Here is a 17,903-nt window from a genome sequence, read left to right as displayed (position 1 = left end):
TTGCCGGGGGCGGCCGGGTTAACCCGGGGGTAAGCGGCCGGGCGCGAGCATGTCGGTACTTTTCCACCTCCACCGACGGGAGGCCACGCGCCGTGTCGCTGGCATCGCAGCCGCTCTACAACGCCCTGATCCGCCGCAGCATCGACCTGCAGCGCCTGTGCCAGCAGGCGGCACAGCAGGTGGAGGAGCCGGGCTTGCGCGTGGTGCTGCAGGAAAACGCCGCGGCCCTGGAGCTGCTGATCCTCGATTTGCAGATGCAGCTGGCCGCCCAGGGTGGTCGCCCGGCGACCCACGGTCGCTGGAACACGCCTCGGCCCTGGCGGCCGGCCACCTGGTGGGTGCGCCGCATGACCTTGAGCGATGGCCAGTGGATCCGTCTGCTGGCGCGCCGCGAAGCCGCCCTCCTGGCGCAGTTCGAGCAGGTGCTGGAGCGGGCGCCCCACGAAGCGGCGAAGGAGCTCGGCCGGCTGTCCGGGCGCGTGCACGCAGTGCACCTGGACATGCACAGTCTCGCGCTCGCGGCGCGCTGATTCCCCTTCGGGACCAGCGAAGCGCAGCCAGGGAATCGGGCTGGGAAAGCGGGCTGCTAGGCTTGGCCCGACCGCAATGGACCGAAACGGAGATGGACCATGCGTGCTCGATGCCGATACCTGTTACTCGCCGTCCTCGTGGGGCCCTGGCACGCTGCAGCCGCAGGGGACACGCTGCGCGTGGACAGCCACGTGCTGGTCGTGGGCGATACCGCCACGCGCGTGATCGAGCTGCTGGGTAAACCGGTGTACCGGGAGCCGATCAACAACGAGTACGGCGCGTGGCTGGGCGAGCGCTGGCAGTACAGCCGCGACGGGCACGTCATCACGGTCACCGTGCTGGGTGGGAAAGTGGCCAACATCGACGATCGCCGCAGCTGAGGCCCGTTGTGACTGATGGCACGGCATGACGCCTGGCCCATGGGCGGGCGCATGCCACCGCGCATCCTGAACTGCAGGTCAGCCCTTGGGGGCTCGCCGTCACTACGGGGATACGCACATGCGCAAGACAATCTCATTGCTGACGCTGGCCATCGGCGTCGCGTTCGGTTCGCAGGCCCAGGCGCACGACCGCCTTGTCCATGTCGATCATCAGTGCAGCTTCAGTACCGACTACGACGTGCGGGTGGACGCCGCCGGGGTCGCCTTCAATCGTGACGACGGCGCCCCCACCAAGGTGTTCATGCATGACGGGCAGCTGCGCGTGGACGGGCGCGCAGTTGACGTGAGCGCAGCGGACGCCGCGCGCCTGCGCGACTACGAGCGCTCCGTGCGCGCACTGCTGCCCGAAGTGGCCGGCATCGCCCGCGAAGGGCTGGATATCGGCTTCTCTGCGCTGACCGCGGTGGCCACCACGTTTGCCGAAGATGGCGACGAGCGCTCCCGCCTGCTGGCGCGCCTCAATCGCGATCACGCCCAGGCGCTCTCGCGCATCGACGCCGGGCTCGGCAGCGGGGTGTGGACCCAGCACGACCTCGGCGACACCATCGGCGACAGCGTCGAGGGCGCCGTGTCCGAACTGGTCAGCACGGTGACCGCCGGTGCCGTGAAGGCAGCGCTGAGCGGCGACCAGGCGCGCATCGCGGCGCTGGAGGCGCGCGCCGATTCACTCGACAAGACCATCGATAAGGAAGTGGACGCGCGTGCCGATCAACTCGAGGTGCGGGCGCAGGCGCTGTGTCCGAAGCTCGCCGCGCTCGATCAGTTGCAGCAGCAGCTGGATTTCCGTCTGCCCAGCGGCGCCGCGCTCCAGCTGATCGGTCGCGACCACGACGAGGTCGACAAGGACAAGGTCGCCGCGCGCTGAGCGGCCGCTGCCCTTCACGCCGCCGCACCCGTTGCGGCGGCGTTGTCGTGCCACCTGCCGCACGCCGGCTTGGTTTCCGCGGCCGCCCCGCCTAGGCTGATCCCTTTCGGGTTCTTAAGGAGATCAGGCCATGCAGCACGCCCTCGGCGGCCGCACCGCGGCGCTCGCGCTTCCCTTTTCGCAGCAGGACCTCGCCCGCTACGGCGACCAGGCCATCCAGCTCGGCCTGCGCCTGGCTGCCGCGCTGCTGGTGGTGCTGGTGGGCATCTGGGTGGCGCGGCGGCTGGCGAATGTGGCCGAGCGTGCCTTTGGTCGCGCCCGTTTCGACGTCACGCTGGCCAGCTTCCTGCGCAATCTGCTGTACGGAATTCTGATCGCCCTGCTCATCGTCACCGCGCTGCAGGTGGCCGGGGTGCCGTCCGCGCCGCTGGTGGCCGCACTGGGCGCCGGTGGCCTGGCGATCGGCCTGTCGCTGCAGGGCTCGCTGAGCAACCTGGCCTGGGGCGTGCTGCTGGCGCTGTTCCGCCCGTTCCGGGTGGGCGATTTCGTCGAAGTGGGCGGCACGATGGGCAGCGTCGATGCAATCAACCTGATGTACACGCAGCTGGTGATGCCCGACGGTCGCGAGGCGATCATCCCGAACGCCAAGATCGGCGGCGACGCGATCATCAACTTCAATCGCCGCGGTACGCGACGCTTCGAGCTCACCGTGGGCATCGGCTACAAGGACGACATTGGTGCGGCGATGGCCGAGATCGAGAAGCTGTTCGAGGCCGATCCGCGCATCCTGAAAGACCCGGCGCCGGGCGCGTGGACTTCTTCGCTGGGCGAGAGCTCGGTGGATCTGGTGATCCGCGGCTGGACCCGCATCGATGACCTGTGGGCGACGCAGACCGATTTCCTGCGCGCGATCAAGGAGGCCTTCGATGGCGCCGGCATCAGCATTCCGTTCCCGCAGCGCGAGCTCACGGTGATCCAGGGCAGCCTGCCGCCCGCCGCAGAACGGCAGAGCTGAGCCGGCTGAGCGCGGGCATCGCGCCCGCGCTTAGGGCTGCAGGCTGACCGCGCGCCGGTTGTCGGCCGGGATGCGGTCGATCAGCTCGTTGTACGGGTCCACGCCGGCTTCGGCCGGCCTGCCGCTGACCACCACGGTGACCGTGCTGTCGCCCTTGGGCAGCACGCGCTTTTCCAGATACAGCGGTTTGCCGTCCACGCCAGCGCGCGTGGAGGCGGCGAACACGCCAATCGCCACCGGCACGTCCGGCACGGCAGCGGTTTCCTTGCCGGTGCCGTCCACGTAGCTCTTGTCCGCGTGCACCTGCAGGGTTACCTGGTAGCGCCCGTCCGGCAGCTTCCTGGCGGTGGCTTCGGTGAGGCGGTTGTCGAAGAAGGTGATCTTCCAGAACAGGTCGTCGATCAGGCCGTGCCACTTCGGATCGACGCCGCGCTTCAACGCATCGACGAACTCCTGCGAGGTGGTGTACGGCGGCGTCTGGAGCGCCTTGTCGTGCAGGAACTGCCGCAGCACGGCATTGACGGTGTCCTCGCCCACGTAATCCTGCAGCGCGTAGAACACCAGCGACGCCTTCTGGTAGTGGATGTAGGTCTGGTTCTTCTCCACCTTGCCCAGCGGTTCCTCGCGTACCGGCTCGCCGGCGCGGCTGGCCAGGTAGTTGTCCAGCTCGTACTTGAGGAAGCGACGCATCTGGTCGGCGCCGTACCTGTGCTTCATCACCATCAGCGCCGAGTACTGCGCCAGCGATTCGCTGAGCAACGTGGAGCCCTGCATGTTCGCGCCGATCACCTGGTGCGCCCACCACTGGTGCGCCACCTCGTGGGCGGTGACGTAGTAGGCGTAGTCGATCTTCGACGGGTCGCGCAGGTCGGCAATGAAACCCACCGATTCGGAGAACGGAATGGTGTTGGCGAACGACTGCGCGAAGCTGGCGTAGTTGGGAAACTCCAGGATGCGCAGCTGGCGGAACTGGTAGGGCGAGAAATTCGCCTCGTAGTAGGCCAGCGAATCCTTCGCGCTCTGCAGCATGTCGTCCACGTTCCAGGCGTGCGCGGGGTTGTAGTAGACCTCCAGCGCGATGTCGTGCCAGCGGTCCTTCTTGACCGCGTATCGGCCAGATATCCACGAGAAGAAGTCCAGCATCGGCTTGTCCATCACGTAGTGGAACGTGCGCTTGCCGTCGGCGCGGGTCTCGCTCTGCAGATAACCCGGCGCCATCGCGATCTGGTCGTCGGCGGTGGTGATGGTGGTGTCGAAGTGGATCCAGTCCGAGTCGTTGCTGATGTAGGTGTTGGCGCGTGCCGCCTCGTCGCCCAGCCGCGGCATGCGCGGCACGTCTTCCTTCAGGCCGAGCTTGCGGCGGGTGTTGCGGTCGGTGAGCTGATTGTCCGGCTGGTAGCCGAAGCGCGGCAGCACGGTGCTGTTGAAGAACGTGCCGTTGTGGGCGAGGAACTGACCCTCCGGCGCGTTGGTGAAGCCCTTGGGCGCGTAATCCAGCGTGGCGTCGAACGGCATCGAGGCGCCGGGCGCCAGCGGCGTCTTCAGCCGGTAGATCGCGTAGCCGAGACGCGCGTCGACAGTCACCGCCTCGTGCGGGGCGAACGCCAGCGTGGTGGTGAAGTCGGTATCGGTGTTGACGTGCAGCTCGCGGATCGGCGCGTCGTGCCGGTTCACCAGGGTCATGTGCGCCACCATGTGAAGGTGGCGACGCGCCGGGTCGAGGTCGACGTCGGCCTGCACCGCGGTGATGCGCGGCTGCGCCAGCCCGGCGTAGCGGGCGTATTGCTTCTCGTAGTCGGCGCGCTGGCGGTTGGCGTCGTCGCCGGTGCGGTACGTGTTGAGCACGTTGGTGTTGTAGAAGATCCAGCCACCGCACAGCGCGAAGCCGGCGAGCGCGAGGATCAGCGCCAGCCGTATCGGCGGCGTGAACCGGGCCCGCGCCTCGCGCTTGCGCTCGCGCCAGCCCTGCACGCTGCCACGTACCCAGAACAGCGCCGCCACCACCGTCATCGCAATCGCCAGCAGCGTCCAGTAGCCGTCGAACCACAGCGCGCCGGGCAGGAAGTGGCCGAAGCCGTTGAGGTCGGAATACGGCGTCGCCGGCGCGGTACCGAAGTTGTACAGGTGGTGCTCCCAGCCCAGCAGGCCGAAGCCGATCAGGCTGGCGACCAGCCACACGATGGTCAGCAGGTAACCGAGGAAGCGGTTGTTCGCGATGACCTGGAAGAACACCGCCAGCGCGGCCAGCAGCAGGTAGGGCAGGGCGTCCAGCGCCAGCATGGCCAGATACAGGCCCGGCTCCAGGTGCGTGTAGCCGTGGGCCAGCTGCCAGCCGATCGCCACGATGCTGCCGGTGGCCAGGAACACCCCCACCACTGTGAACAGCGCCAGCAGCTTGGCCACCAGCGGCACGCCGTCCGGGGTGGGGAAAGCGTCGCTCACCGCGGCCACGCCGGCGGCGCGTTCGCGCCACACCAGCTCGCCGGCGTAGAAGGTGAGGATGATGTAGAGCATCACCTGGAAGCCGCCTTCCACCGTCTCCACCATGCGATGGGTCACCGGATAGGTGGCGGTGCCGTAGAGCTGGCCGGACAGCGCCAGGATCGCCAGCACATTGACCAGCGCCAGGATCAGCATCACCAGGAACGGCACGCCGGTAAGCACTGCGCGCGTGTCGAACAGCCACTGCGCGCGCAGCTGGGCCAGCGTGGCGCGCCAGCCGCGCACCAGCGTGGCATCGATGGCAGCGTTGGTAGCCGGTCGCAGCAGCGGCGGCTCGGCGCGCATCTTGCGCCGGGGTGGCGACAGGCCTTCGCGGTCGGGCCGGAACAGCGCGAACGCCACCGCGAACAGCACCAGCCCCACGCCGCCCCACAACAACCGGTTGAACAGCAGGATCCCGCTCAGCGGCGGCAGCGCGTGGTTGAGTTCGTCGGCCGACCAGTAGCGCGTGACGATCGCCAGCGTGCGCCCGCCGAACGGATCGAGCAGGGCGGCGAGCCAATGGTTGTCGACGTCGCGGGTCAGCGCGCCGGTGATCACCTGCAGCACGAAGTACACGACTACGCCCACATAGGTGGCCAGCAGCGAGCGCGTGGTGGTGGCGATGAGAAACAGCAGCCCGGCGATGAACAGCATTGAGGGCGCCACCATCACCGCCAGCGACCACAGGTAGCCGATCGCGCGCGGTGGCCCCAGCCGCGCCGCATCCAGCCACGGCATCAACCCGCCCGCGGCCAGCCCCAGCGCGCACACCAGGAGGATCGCCAGGCAGGCCAGGTAGCCCGCGGCGAAGCGCCCGCCGAGGTAGGCGCGCCGGCTCACCGGCGTGGTGAACATCAGCTCGGCGGTGCGCAGATCGAAGTCGCGCAGCGCCGCGCCGGCCACGAACAGCGCCACCAGGAAGATGCTGAACACGGTGAGCACCGACATCAGCTTCACCGTCACCATCGGCGCGTTGCGCCAGACGTTGCCGGTGGCGCCGCCGAGCGCCACCGCGTCGGTGCTGGTGAAGGTGAAGGCCATCGCGGCGAACACCGCCGCGATCACCCAGAGCAGCGGCGAGCGCAGCTGCTGGCGCCATTCGAAGCGGAAGATTTCGAAGAACATGGGCTCGTCCCTGCGTGGCGGCGCGGTCAGGCGGCGCGGGTCGTGGCCTGCGCCCGCAGGCGGCCGAAGTACACGTCCTCCAGGTCCGGCGCGACAGCGACGAAGCCCTCGCCCGGCGAGCTGTCGGCCAGCACGTGGATCTGCGTGCGTCCGGCCATCAGGCGGGTGGAGAGGATGGTCATGCGGGCGCGGTAGCCGTCCAGTTCGTGCTTGTCGATCGTGCGTCGCCACACGCGGCCTTCGAGGCTGGCGATCGCTTCCAGCGGTTCGCCGGTGAGCAGTACCTGGCCCTGGGCGAGGATCGCCATGCGCGGGCACAGGTCGGTAACGTCCTCCACGATGTGGGTGGAGAGGATCACCACCGTGCGCTCGCCGATCTCTGCCAGCAGGTTGAGGAAGCGGTTGCGCTCTTCCGGGTCGAGACCGGCGGTGGGCTCGTCGACGATCACCAGCCGCGGCGCGCCGATCAGCGCCTGGGCAATGCCGAAGCGCTGGCGCATACCGCCGGAGAACGTGCCGAGCTTGCGCTTGCGCACGTCCCACAGGTTCACCTGGCGCAGCAGCGCATGCACCAGTTCGCGCCGCTCGCCGCGCACGGTGACGCCCTTGAGCACGGCGAAGTGGTCCAGCATCGCCTCGGCCGACACCTTCGGGTAGACGCCGAACTCCTGCGGCAGGTAGCCGAGCAGGCGCCGCGCGGCTGGCTTGTCGGCCAGCAAATCCTGGCCGTCCAGCGTGATGCTGCCGCAGTCCGGATCCTGCAGAGTGGCGATGGTGCGCATCAGCGACGACTTGCCGGCCCCGTTCGGGCCAAGCAGCCCGAACATGCCGTGCGGGATGTCGAGCGTCACCTCGCGTAGCGCGCGCACGCCGTTGGCGTAGGTCTTGGACAGGTCGCGAATGGCCAGCATGGGTTCCCTCCTGCGCTGCGGATGCGGCGCCTGCGGGTCCAGCGTACGTGCCCGGGCCAGAGCCGGCATGCGCCCAAGGTCATGCCATACGTGGGCGAACGGTGGCGATGCACACGTTTTCAGTCCCGTCGCCAGCGCGCCTTGGTTATGATGGAAGTCTTGCCGTGGCCCGTTTCCCGCGGCCCGCCCCCATTCCCCCAGGAGTCCCCATGGCCGACCTCAAAGAAGCACGCGTTCCGGATATCGGCGGCGACAAGGTTCCGGTGATCGAAATCTTGATCAAGGTCGGCGACCGCGTCGAAAAAGAGCAGAGTCTGATCACGCTGGAGTCGGACAAGGCCACGATGGAGGTTCCCGCGCCGTTCGCCGGCGTGGTGAAGGAGCTCAAGGTGGCGCTGGGCGACGAGGTGGCCGAAGGCACGGTGATCGCGATGATCGAGGCCGAGGGCGCCGTTGCGGCGGCTCCGGCTCCGGCGCCTGCACCGGCTAAGGCCGAGGCGCTGGCCAAGAGCGCTCCGGCCCCGGCCCCGGCCCCGGCCGCCGCGTCCGGCGGTGTGCGCGAGGCCCGCGTGCCAGACATCGGCGGTTTCGATGGTGTGCCGGTGATCGAGATTCTGGTGCAGGTCGGCGACACGGTGAACAAGGACCAGGGCCTGGTCACACTGGAGTCGGACAAGGCCACGATGGAAGTGCCCGCGCCGTTCGCCGGCGTGGTGAAGGAGCTCAAGCTCAAGGTCGGCGACGAGGTGTCCGAGGGCAGCCTGATCGCGCTGATCGAGGCCGCCGGCGAGAGCGCGCCGGGCGCCGCGCTTGCCGCCGCGCCCGCCGCTGCCGGCATGCCGGTGGCACAGGGCGGCCCGAAGGTCCAGGAGCAGCCGTCGCCGATCGCCGCGCGGGGCGTGCTGCCGGGCAACGTGCCGGAAGGCGATGTGGCGCCGCAGGCGCGCCCGCCGTTCGACGCCAAGATCGTCATGCCGGGCGATGCGCCCTACGCCAGCCCGGCGATCCGCGCGTTCGCCCGCGAGTTGGGCGTGGACGTGAGCCAGGTGAAAGGCTCGGGCCGCGGCGGCCGTATCCAGCGCGAGGACGTCAGCGCCTACGTCAAGCACGCACTCGCCTCGGGCGCGCGTCCGGTGCAGGGCGCGCCGGTGGCGGCCGGTGGCGGGCTCAACCTGCTGCCGTGGCCGAAGGTCGACTTCGCCAAGTTCGGCGAGATCGAAGAGAAGCCGCTCTCGCGCATCCAGAAGATCTCTGGCGCCAACCTGGCGCGCAACTGGGCGATGATCCCGCATGTCACCCAGCACGAAGATGCCGACATCACCGAGCTGGAAGCCTTCCGCAAGAAGCTCGGCGAAGAGAACAAGGATCTGAAGATCACCCCGCTGGTGTTCCAGATGAAGGCGGTGGTGGCAGCGCTTAAGGCATTCCCGCAGTTCAACGCCTCGCTCGACGAGACCGGCGAGAAGCTGGTGCTCAAGAAGTACTTCCATATCGGCATCGCGGTGGACACGCCCGATGGCCTGGTGGTGCCGGTGATCCGTGACGTCGACAAGAAGGGTCTGCTGGATCTCGCCCGCGAGCTGGGCGAGATATCCAAGAAGGCGCGCGACAAGAAGCTCGGCCCGGCCGACATGTCCGGCGGCTGCTTCTCGATCTCCTCGCTGGGCGGCATCGGCGGCACTGCGTTCACGCCGATCGTCAACGCACCGGAGGTGGCGATCCTCGGCGTCTCCAAGGCGGCGATGAAGCCGGTGTGGAACGGCAAGGATTTCGCGCCGCGACTGATGCTGCCGCTGTCGCTGTCCTACGACCACCGCGTGATCGACGGCGCGCTCGCCGCGCGCTTTGCATCCTTCCTCGCGCAGCAGCTGGGCGACATCCGCCGCCTGCTGCTCTGACGCCCCGGTGCCTGCTCTCTGGCCGGGAGCGGGTGGGTGAGGGCCGCGTCTCGTGAGAGGCGCCCGGCCGCGAACAAGAACATCCAAGGATTCCCCATGGCAAGCACCATCGACATCAAGGTTCCCGACATCGGCGGTCACGACAACGTGCCGGTGATCGAGGTACTGGTGAAGGAGGGCGACACCGTCGCCAAGGATCAGAGCCTGATCACGCTGGAATCGGACAAGGCGACGATGGAGATCCCCTCCACGGCCGCTGGCGTCATCACTGCGCTCAAGCTGAAGGTGGGTGACGAAGTGTCCGAGGGCACGCTGATCGCGGTGCTGGAAAGCCGCGAGGAGCAAGCCGCGGCACCGGTCTCTGCAGCTGCCCCCGCTGCGGCTCCGGCCACTCCGGCGCCCGCCACCGCAGCTGCAGCCGCTCCCCAGGCAGCCGGCGCATCCGGGCGCACGGCGGACCTCACCTGCCAGATGGTGGTGCTCGGCTCCGGCCCCGGCGGCTACACGGCCGCCTTTCGCGCCGCCGATCTGGGCCTGGATACGGTGCTGGTGGAGCGCTACGACACGCTCGGCGGCGTCTGCCTCAACGTCGGTTGCATTCCGTCCAAGGCCTTGCTGCATGCCGCAGCGGTGATCGACGAGGCCGAGGCGATGGCCGCGCATGGCGTGAGCTTCGGCAAGCCGAGCATCGACATCGACAAGCTGCGCGACTTCAAGTCCAAGGTGGTCGGCAAGCTCACCGGCGGGCTGTCCGGCATGGCCAAGCAGCGCAAGGTGCGCACGGTGCAGGGTGTGGGCGCATTCGTGTCGCCCAACGAGATGGAAGTGCAGACGGCCGACGGCGTGAAGCTGATCCGCTTCGAGCAGGCGATCATCGCCGCCGGCTCGCAGTCGGTGAAGCTGGGCATGTTCCCGTGGGACGACGAGCGCGTGCTCGACTCCACCCGCGCGCTGGAACTGAAGGACGTGCCGAAGAAGCTGCTCGTCGTGGGCGGCGGCATCATCGGCCTGGAGATGGCCACCGTGTATTCCGCGCTCGGCAGCGCGGTGACCGTGGTCGAGTTCATGGACCAGATCATCCCCGGCGCGGACGCCGACCTGATCAAGCCGCTGGCGCAGCGCCTGGGCAAGAAGCTCAAGGGCGTCCACCTGAAGACCAAGGTCACCTCGGCCAAGGCCACCAAGCAGGGCATTGAGGTGAGCTACGAGGGCGAGAGCATCCCGGCCGACACCGTGTTCGACCGCGTGCTGGTGTCGGTGGGCCGCTCGCCCAACGGCGCCAAGATCGGCGCGGAGAAAGCCGGCGTGGCGGTCACCGAGCGCGGTTTCATCAACGTCGATACGCAGATGCGTACCAACGTGCCGCACATCTTCGCCATCGGCGACCTGGTCGGCCAGCCCATGCTGGCGCACAAGGCCACGCACGAGGGCAAGGTGGCCGCCGAGGCCGCCGCCGGGCAGAAGAGCCACTTCGATGCGCGGGTGATTCCGTCGGTGGCGTACACCGACCCGGAGATCGCCTGGGTCGGCGTCACCGAGCGCGAGGCCAAGGAAAAGGGCCTGAAGATCGGCGTGGGCAAGTTCCCCTGGGCGGCCAGCGGTCGCGCCATCGGCAACGACCGCACCGAGGGCTTCACCAAACTGCTGTTCGACGAGGCAACCCATCGCGTGGTCGGCGGCGGCATCGTGGGCACCCATGCGGGCGACCTGATCAGCGAGATCGCATTGGCGATCGAGATGGGCGCGGAAGCCGCCGACATCGGCCTGACCATCCACCCTCATCCCACGCTGGGCGAATCGGTGGGGATGGCGGCCGAGGTCTACGAGGGCACCATCACCGACCTGTACATCCCGAAGAAGAAGTGAGCTGGTCGCCGTGTCGATGGAACCGCCATCGGCACGGCAGCGGACTCCAGAAAAAGAAAAAGCCCGCGCAAGCGCGGGCTTTTCTTTGCCTGGCGAACCAGGCGGTGGCTTAGACAGCCTGGACTTCGTCCGCCTGCAGACCCTTCGGGCCCTTGGTCACGACGAAGGTGACCTTCTGGCCTTCCTGCAGCGACTTGAAGCCGGTGCCCTGGATGGCGCGGAAGTGGACGAACAGGTCGTCACCACTTTCCGGGCTGATGAAGCCGAAGCCCTTGGCATCGTTGAACCACTTGACGGTACCGCTCTGACGATTTGACATGACGCTTTAACCTTTGACACATGGATGTATACGGCGTGGAGTGAGGCAGACTCGCCGCAGGATGACGCAGTGCAGCCGAACTCAGCCTCAAGCACTACTTCGCCAGCGTACTCTATCTGCCGCGGGCAATGCCTTATTTATTTTTGGCCGATTTTCGAAAATCAGCGCTGCCAAGCTGAAAAATCGATGGGAATGAATGGCTTGAACGCAATCTAAGATTTTTTCCCGGCGCCGTCGTCAGCCCTGAGAAACGCCATCTTTTGCCCCTTCGGAAGCTTTTTGATCGCCGCTTCGGCGCGCGAAGCGCTGGCGCGGTCGGGGTAGGGGCGCCAGCCGAGCAGCTGGCGGGGAGGATTGGCGCGCGTGTATCGGGCGCCGCGTCCGGCGGCATGGGCCGAGTAGCGGGCGGCCAGGGCGTTGCTGATGCCGGCGTACCAGGCGCCGTTGATGCACTCGATCAGATACAGACACCATTGGCCGGACTCGGGCCACGCCATGTCGTGCGCATCGGGAAGCGGCCAGGCCGTGGCTGAGGTCATGCGGCCCAGTGTAGAACGCCGCCGCCGCGGCCTGGCCACGGCGGCGGTGTCCACTTCAGACCACGGTGAGGGTGACGTCGATGTTGCCGCGCGTTGCGTTGGAGTACGGGCACACCTCATGCGCCTTGGCCACCAGCGCCTCGGCGGCGCTGCGCTCCATACCGGGCACGCTGATCGTCAGTGCCACTTCGATGCCGAAGCCGGCCGGAATCGGGCCGATGCCGACGCTGCCCTCGATGCGGGTGTCGGCGGGCAGGACGATCTTCTGCTGGCCGGCGACGAACTTCATCGCGCCCAGGAAGCACGCCGAGTAGCCGGCGGCGAACAGCTGTTCCGGATTGGTGCCGGTGCCGCCGGCGCCGCCGAGCTCCTTGGGCGTGGTGAGCTTCACGTCGAGCACGTTGTCCGACGAGATGGCGCGGCCATCACGGCCGCCGGTGGCCTGGGCGTGGGCGCGGTAAAGAACGTTTTCGATGGACATGGGGTGTCTCCTTGATGGGTGGTTCGGGTTGAATGGATATTGCTTACTATTTAATAGTGCACTATTTATTTGGTGCGTATGCGATCAAGGTTATGGCGCGCGGAGGGGATCACGGATGCTCGGCCAGTCGGGCGCGCAGCCCGTCCAGCTGCGCCTTGAGTTCCAGCAGCTGGTCCAGCTCGCAGCCGGTGGCACAGAAAACGGCTGCGGGCACCGCGCCAGCCTTGTGCCGCAGTGTGCGGCCCTCGGCGGTCAACGAGATGACGACCTGGCGCTCGTCCTCGGCCGCGCGCCGTCGACTCAGCAGGCCGGCGGCCTCCAGTCGCTTGAGCAGGGGCGTGAGCGTGGCCGAGTCGAGGAACAGCCGTTCGCCGATTTGCGAGACGGTGAGGCCATCGCCCTCCCACAGCACCAGCATCACCAGATACTGCGGATAGGTGAGGTCGAGGTCGGCGAGCAGCTTGCGGTAGACCTTGGTCATCGCCAGCTGTGCCGAATACAGCGAAAAGCACAGCTGCTGGTCGAGCCGCAGCGGCGCAGGCTTGGTCTCGGGGGAACGGCGTGTGCTCATGGGTTCGCAATATACATAGCACGCTATCTAATAGCAAGCACCTTTATTCCGGAGCCGGTGACGCCTCAATCCGGCGTGAGCATTCCGAACAGGTCGGTCTGCGCCGCGTAGTCGTCTGCGTCGACGAAGCCGGACAACCCCACGCCCACGAGGCGGTAGCGGCTGTCGGCCGGTCGCTCCACGCGGCTGCGCAACGCGCACGCGATGTCGGCCAGTTCCTCCGCCGAACGCGGGCGGCTGGCCGGGGTGAGGCTGCGGGTGAGGGTCTGGAAGTCGGCGGTCTTGAGCTTCAGCACCACCGTGCGCGCCACCCGTCCTTCCTCGCGCTGGTGGCCGGCCCAGGTCTTTTCGGCCAGGCGCCGGATGTGCGGTTCGAGTTCGTCCAGCAGCAGGTCGTGCTCGAAGGTGTCTTCCGCCGACACCTGCACGCTCGGGCGTTCCGGTTGCACCGGGTGATGGTCGATGCCGAGCGACAGCTCGTGCAGACGTCGCCCCCAGCGGCCAAAGCGCTGCTCCATTTCGGCCAGCGGCAAGGTCCGTAGCTGCGCGATGGTGGCGATGCCGAGCTCGGCCAGCTTCGCCTCCATCACCTTGCCCACGCCCGGCAGGCGTCCCACCTTGAGCGGCAACAGGAAGGCGTCGACCTGGTGTGGCCGCACCACGAACAAGCCGTCGGGCTTGCGGTGGTCCGACGCGATCTTGGCGAGGAACTTGTTCGGCGCCACGCCGGCCGAGGCGGTCAGTCCGGTCTCTTCGCGGATCGCCGCGCGGATCGCTTCGGCCGTCGCGGTAGCCGAACCCAGACCGCTCTTGGTCACGGTGACGTCGAGGTAGGCCTCGTCCAGCGACAGCGGTTCGATCAGGTCGGTATGCCGGGCGAAAATCTCGCGGATCTGCCGCGAGACTGCCTTGTAACGCGGGAAATCCGGTGGGACGAAGATCGCCTGCGGACACAGCCGCTCGGCACGTACGGCCGGCATCGCCGAGCGCACCCCGAACGGGCGGGCCTCGTAGCTGGCCGCGCACACCACCGAGCGCGCGCCGCGCCAGGCGACCACCACCGGCTTGCCACGCAAGGCGGGGTCGTCGCGCTGCTCGACCGATGCGTAGAACGCATCCATGTCGATGTGGAGGATCTTGCGGATAGGGGCGGACACGGGCGAATGCGTGGGGGACACCCGGCCATTCTAGCCATCGGCCAGCGCCGGCCATTCAGCTCCAGGCAAGCGCTTTCACGCCGTCCCGTCGTCCGGCTTCGTAGCTTGCACGGACACAGGGCCATGCCGATACGGCGGCGTCTGCTGCCGCCGCTGCTACGGAGACATCATGCAGGTCAACGTCGCTCCATCGCGCTTACCGGGCGCCGCCGTGCGTGCTTGCCCGCTGGGCTCCGTCGATTCTGTCGAGGCCGCCTTCCACGCCTTCATCGAGGCGGCGGGCTTTCCCTGCCTGGGGGCCAAGGCCTCGCACGCCCGCGATGAGTTACATCTGCTGCGGGTGCGCGACCTGACTCGGGCCGATGACGATGATGCGATCACCCGCCAACTGCAGTCGCTGCCCGAGCCTGCCGCGGGCCCCTCGTTCACCAGCGTGGCCGTGCTGTTTCCGGCGTCGCCAGCGCTGGACGAGGCGGCGTTCGAGCGTGCGCTGTGGGATCGGCTGGCCGCCATCCACGCAATCGATCGCCGCCGTTACGGCTGGGACCCCCGCGTCAGCGATGATCCAGCGTCGCCGCGTTTCAGCATGAGCGTGGGCGGCAAGGCGTTCTACGTGGTGGGCCTGCATCCGGCGGCAAGCCGTCCGGCGCGCCGGTTCCGCTGCCCGGTGCTGGTGTTCAACCTGCACAGCCAGTTCGAGCAGCTGCGCGCGGATGGGCGCTACGACAAATTGCGCCAGGCGATCGTGCGGCGCGACGTGGCCTATGCCGGCTCGCCCAACCCGATGCTCGCGGTGCACGGACGCAGCTCCGAGGCGCGCCAGTACAGCGGGCGCCGCGTGGGGCCGGACTGGGTCTGCCCGTTTGCCCCCGGCGGCGACGGAGACCGGCCATGATCCAGACCATCGAGCCGCGCAGCGGCGTGGCCTTCGCGCTGCGCAAGGGCGAGCGCCTGCGGGTGATCGATCCGCAGGGCGAGCAGGTGGCCGACCTGGTGGCATTCAATCGCCACGACCTCGGCGAGGCGATCTCCTCCGGTCGCAGCATCGACTACGCCAGTCGCATCTACCTTTCCACCGGCGATCCGATCTATTCGAACCGATCCCGCGTGATGCTGCGTATCGGCGAGGATACGGTGGGGCGCCACGACTTCCTCCTCTCGCCCTGTTCGGCCGAGATGTTCCGCATCATCTACGGCGACGAGCGGCCGCATCGCGGTTGCTTCGGCAACCTGGCCGCCGCGCTGGCGCCGTACGGCGTTGCACCCGACGCGATCCCCACGGCGTTCAACGTGTTCATGAACGTGCCGGTGGATCCGCTCACCGGGACGATCCGCGTCGAACCGCCGTTGAGCCGTGCCGGCGACTACACCGTGTTCGAAGCGCAGATGGACCTGCTGATCGGGCTCACCGCGTGCTCGGCCGGTCAGTCCAACAACTTTTCCTACAAGCCGATCCAGTACGAGGTGCTGCCTGGTGGCTGAGCGGGCGCTCTTCATTCGTCGCAGGCCCGCCGCATCGAGTACCGGCGTCATTGAGCGCATTCCGAAGTGGCTCAACCTGGTGCCGATGGTGGTGCAGTGGGTATGGCTGGGCCTGCGCTATCGCAGCCTCACGTTGCCGTCGGCAGCCAACCCGGCGATCACCGCGGGCGGCCTGGTGGGCGATACCAAGTCGGAATATTTCGCCGCCATGGGCCCGCACGCGCGTTCCCGCGTGGCGCCGTTCGCGCTGTTTACGGCAGATGGCGCACGGAGCGTGCTGCAAGCGCTGGCCGCCATGGCAGACGCGGGCCTCGCCTTTCCGGTGGTGGCCAAGCCGGATCTGGGCTGGTGCGGCTTCGGCGTGCGCCGCCTCGATGACGAAGCGGCGCTGACGGACTATCTCGCCCGCTACCCGGCCGGTGAGGCGCTGATGTTGCAGCGTTACCTGGACGAGCCGGGCGAGGCGGGCCTCTTCTACGTTCGTCGCCCGGGTGAGCCGCGCGGGCAGTTACTGGGCATCCTGCTGCGCCACTACCCGCAGGTGATCGGCGACGGTCTGCACAGCGTGGGCGAACTGGTGGCGCATGACCCGCGATTGCAACGGGCCCTGGCGCGCCCGCGCGAGCATCAATGCGCGTTCGATCCCGCGCACGTCCCTGCGGCAGGGGGGGTGGTGCGGCTTTCGCTGATCGGGTCGACGCGCGTAGGCGGCCGCTACGAGGACGGCTCGACGCTGGCCACCGATGCCCTGCTCACAGCCGTGGAGGCGGTGGCCCGCGACATGCCGCGCTTCCATGTCGGACGTTTCGACGTGCGCTTCGCGACCGTGGCGGACCTGCGCGAAGGCCGCTTCACCATCATGGAAGTGAACGGTGCCGGTTCCGAGGCGGTGCATGCGTGGGATCCCCGATACAGCGTGCGGCAAGCCTACGCGATGGTGTTCGCCAAGCAGCGGGTGCTGTTCGAGCTCGGGGCGGCCAACCGCCGGCGCGGATTCCAGCCGGTCGGCGCGCTCGCGCTGGTGCGGCATCACCTGCGCCAGCAGCGGCTGATCCGCCGCTATCCGCCGTCGAACTGAGTCGATGCACCGCGGCGGGAGCGCCCGCCCCAGCGCTGCGTGGCCTCGAAGGCCGCCAGCGCCAGACTGCCCAGCACGAACGGCAGCAGGCTGTAAGTAAGCCGATAGCACAGCATGGCTGCGAGCAGGTCGGGGCGCTGCGCCTGGGTGAACGAGGCGAGCATGATCGATTCGAACACGCCCAGACCGCCAGGTGCATGGCTGATCAAGCCGGCGAGCACGGCACCGACGTAGATCGGCAGGAAGTCGACGAATGGCGGCGCGATGGACGCCGGCAGCAGGATGTAGAGCGCAGCGATCGCCGCGCTCATCTCCACGCCGCCGATCAGCATCTGCAGCGCCGCCGCACGACCGTTGGGAAAGACCAGGGTCCAGCGGAAGATCCGCAGCGAACGCGGGCGCCGGCCAAGCCAGAACAGTAGCGCCCCTAGCGTCACCAGCAGGGCCAGGCCCGGAATGCGGCCCCAGCCGCGGGTAATCGCCGGCTCCCAGCACAATGCGCCGGTGATCACCACGGCGAAGCCCAGTCCCACGCCGAGCCCGGCCACGCCGACGATGCGTGCGGTGTCACCGGCACTCAGTCCGCCGGCCCGATAGATCCGGAAGCGCACCGCGCTGGCGGTCAGCGCATGAAAGCCCAGCGTGTTGGCCAGCGCATTGGCCACCGTTCCGGCGAACGCCGCGCGACGCATCGACACTCGCCCCGGCACGGTCAGCGCAGCCGCCTGCATCTCGAATACGGCGAGCATGGCGAAGCTGACGCCAGCCGCTACGACCGAGCCGGCGATCCGCGTGGCTGGCAGCTGCGCCCAGGCTGCGGCAAAGGCACGCCAGGAGATCTGCGACAAGTAGCGGTGCATGAGCCAGCCAGCCACCGACAGCATCGCCACGGCCGCCGCCAGCGAGAGCCAGCGCATCCACGGCGACGCGCCGCCGGACGATTTCGACGCCGGGCTCCTGCTCACTCGCGTGCTCCCGCCTGCCGCCATGCCGGCCAAGGCGAAGCGGAGCCCGGAGGGCAGGGCGTGGGTGCGTACGGGAAGGTGGGCGGTGTGGGCATGGTCGAGCCAGGGAGCAAGGCGCGATTCTAAACGCGCGCAGCCGGGCCGTCGTGATCGGTGGCTGCGGCTGGCTCCCGCGG

Annotated in this window: 17 protein-coding genes; 9 read left to right on the top strand and 8 right to left on the bottom strand. The window is 68.2% G+C overall.

Annotation, left to right across the window (positions count from 1 at the left end; translation table 11 throughout):
* The first annotated feature begins 92 nt into the window (after positions 1 to 92).
* The 4 genes from ACTHJF_RS15685 (at position 93) to ACTHJF_RS15670 (ending at position 2,851) form a co-directional block, all read left to right on the top strand.
* Complete coding sequence (locus ACTHJF_RS15685) at positions 93 to 530, top strand: DUF2383 domain-containing protein (RefSeq protein ID WP_431634533.1); 438 nt, start codon at positions 93 to 95, stop codon at positions 528 to 530.
* 99 nt (positions 531 to 629) lie between these two features.
* Positions 630 to 911: a DUF2845 domain-containing protein gene (locus ACTHJF_RS15680; protein WP_440267929.1), complete on the top strand. Its 282-nt coding sequence runs from the start codon at positions 630 to 632 to the stop codon at positions 909 to 911.
* Between the two features lie 118 nt (positions 912 to 1,029).
* Positions 1,030 to 1,836, top strand: a complete 807-nt coding sequence (locus ACTHJF_RS15675; protein ID WP_440267928.1) for a DUF2884 family protein — start codon at positions 1,030 to 1,032, stop codon at positions 1,834 to 1,836.
* A 130-nt stretch (positions 1,837 to 1,966) separates the two neighbouring features.
* The gene (locus tag ACTHJF_RS15670; RefSeq protein WP_440267927.1) at positions 1,967 to 2,851 is read left to right on the top strand and encodes a mechanosensitive ion channel family protein; all 885 of its coding nucleotides are present in this window, start codon (positions 1,967 to 1,969) and stop codon (positions 2,849 to 2,851) included.
* 30 nt (positions 2,852 to 2,881) lie between these two features.
* On the opposite strand, the gene ACTHJF_RS15665 is transcribed toward ACTHJF_RS15670, so the two are convergent.
* Together ACTHJF_RS15665 and ACTHJF_RS15660 are read right to left on the bottom strand one after the other, a co-directional pair.
* Positions 2,882 to 6,460, bottom strand: coding sequence for an ABC transporter permease/M1 family aminopeptidase (locus tag ACTHJF_RS15665; protein ID WP_440267926.1), 3,579 nt, complete (start codon positions 6,458 to 6,460; stop codon positions 2,882 to 2,884).
* Between the two features lie 26 nt (positions 6,461 to 6,486).
* The gene (locus ACTHJF_RS15660) at positions 6,487 to 7,371 is read right to left on the bottom strand and encodes an ABC transporter ATP-binding protein (RefSeq protein WP_440267925.1); all 885 of its coding nucleotides are present in this window, start codon (positions 7,369 to 7,371) and stop codon (positions 6,487 to 6,489) included.
* A 209-nt stretch (positions 7,372 to 7,580) separates the two neighbouring features.
* On the opposite strand from ACTHJF_RS15660, the gene aceF reads away from it, so the two are divergent.
* Positions 7,581 to 9,269 carry a dihydrolipoyllysine-residue acetyltransferase gene (gene aceF, locus ACTHJF_RS15655; RefSeq protein ID WP_440267924.1) on the top strand — a complete coding sequence of 563 codons (1,689 nt, stop codon included), beginning with the start codon at positions 7,581 to 7,583 and terminating at the stop codon, positions 9,267 to 9,269.
* Positions 9,270 to 9,365: 96 nt separating this feature from the next.
* Positions 9,366 to 11,135 carry a dihydrolipoyl dehydrogenase gene (lpdA, locus tag ACTHJF_RS15650; protein ID WP_440267923.1) on the top strand — a complete coding sequence of 590 codons (1,770 nt, stop codon included), beginning with the start codon at positions 9,366 to 9,368 and terminating at the stop codon, positions 11,133 to 11,135.
* Positions 11,136 to 11,244: 109 nt separating this feature from the next.
* On the opposite strand, the gene ACTHJF_RS15645 is transcribed toward lpdA, so the two are convergent.
* From ACTHJF_RS15645 to dinB, 5 genes are all read right to left on the bottom strand, one after another.
* The gene (locus ACTHJF_RS15645; protein ID WP_431634516.1) at positions 11,245 to 11,454 is read right to left on the bottom strand and encodes a cold-shock protein; all 210 of its coding nucleotides are present in this window, start codon (positions 11,452 to 11,454) and stop codon (positions 11,245 to 11,247) included.
* 212 nt (positions 11,455 to 11,666) lie between these two features.
* Positions 11,667 to 11,951, bottom strand: coding sequence for a GIY-YIG nuclease family protein (locus tag ACTHJF_RS15640; protein ID WP_440268164.1), 285 nt, complete (start codon positions 11,949 to 11,951; stop codon positions 11,667 to 11,669).
* A gap of 97 nt (positions 11,952 to 12,048) precedes the next feature.
* Complete coding sequence (locus ACTHJF_RS15635; RefSeq protein WP_431634514.1) at positions 12,049 to 12,474, bottom strand: organic hydroperoxide resistance protein; 426 nt, start codon at positions 12,472 to 12,474, stop codon at positions 12,049 to 12,051.
* A 109-nt stretch (positions 12,475 to 12,583) separates the two neighbouring features.
* A complete protein-coding gene (locus tag ACTHJF_RS15630) occupies positions 12,584 to 13,045 on the bottom strand; it encodes a MarR family winged helix-turn-helix transcriptional regulator (RefSeq protein WP_440267922.1) in 462 nt (153 codons plus the stop codon).
* Positions 13,046 to 13,110: 65 nt separating this feature from the next.
* Complete coding sequence (gene dinB / locus ACTHJF_RS15625) at positions 13,111 to 14,190, bottom strand: DNA polymerase IV (RefSeq protein ID WP_440268163.1); 1,080 nt, start codon at positions 14,188 to 14,190, stop codon at positions 13,111 to 13,113.
* A gap of 181 nt (positions 14,191 to 14,371) precedes the next feature.
* Between dinB and gntA the strand changes: the two genes are divergently transcribed.
* From gntA to ACTHJF_RS15610, 3 genes are read left to right on the top strand one after another with little or no spacing between them, the layout of a single operon-like run.
* Positions 14,372 to 15,097: a guanitoxin biosynthesis heme-dependent pre-guanitoxin N-hydroxylase GntA gene (gntA, locus tag ACTHJF_RS15620; RefSeq protein ID WP_440267921.1), complete on the top strand. Its 726-nt coding sequence runs from the start codon at positions 14,372 to 14,374 to the stop codon at positions 15,095 to 15,097.
* On the top strand, positions 15,094 to 15,684 hold the full coding sequence (locus tag ACTHJF_RS15615) for a DUF1989 domain-containing protein (protein WP_440267920.1): 591 nt from the start codon (positions 15,094 to 15,096) through the stop codon (positions 15,682 to 15,684). Before gntA ends, ACTHJF_RS15615 begins: the two co-directional genes overlap by 4 nt.
* Positions 15,677 to 16,762 (top strand): hypothetical protein, encoded by a 1,086-nt coding sequence (locus tag ACTHJF_RS15610; RefSeq protein WP_440267919.1) that lies wholly within the window; start codon positions 15,677 to 15,679, stop codon positions 16,760 to 16,762. The genes ACTHJF_RS15615 and ACTHJF_RS15610 overlap by 8 nt, the downstream gene beginning before the upstream one ends.
* Here the strand turns inward: ACTHJF_RS15610 and ACTHJF_RS15605 are convergent.
* Entirely contained in the window at positions 16,744 to 17,727 is a 984-nt protein-coding gene (locus ACTHJF_RS15605) for a UPF0104 family protein (RefSeq protein WP_440267918.1), read from the bottom strand. The two genes, ACTHJF_RS15610 and ACTHJF_RS15605, sit on opposite strands and share 19 nt — an antisense overlap.
* Between the last annotated feature and the right edge of the window lie 176 nt (positions 17,728 to 17,903).

Source organism: Dyella sp., assembly GCF_051962475.1.
Lineage (GTDB): Bacteria > Pseudomonadota > Gammaproteobacteria > Xanthomonadales > Rhodanobacteraceae > Dyella_A.
The sequence above is the reverse complement of the archived record's forward strand: the minus strand, read 5'-3'. Positions and strand labels throughout refer to the sequence as shown.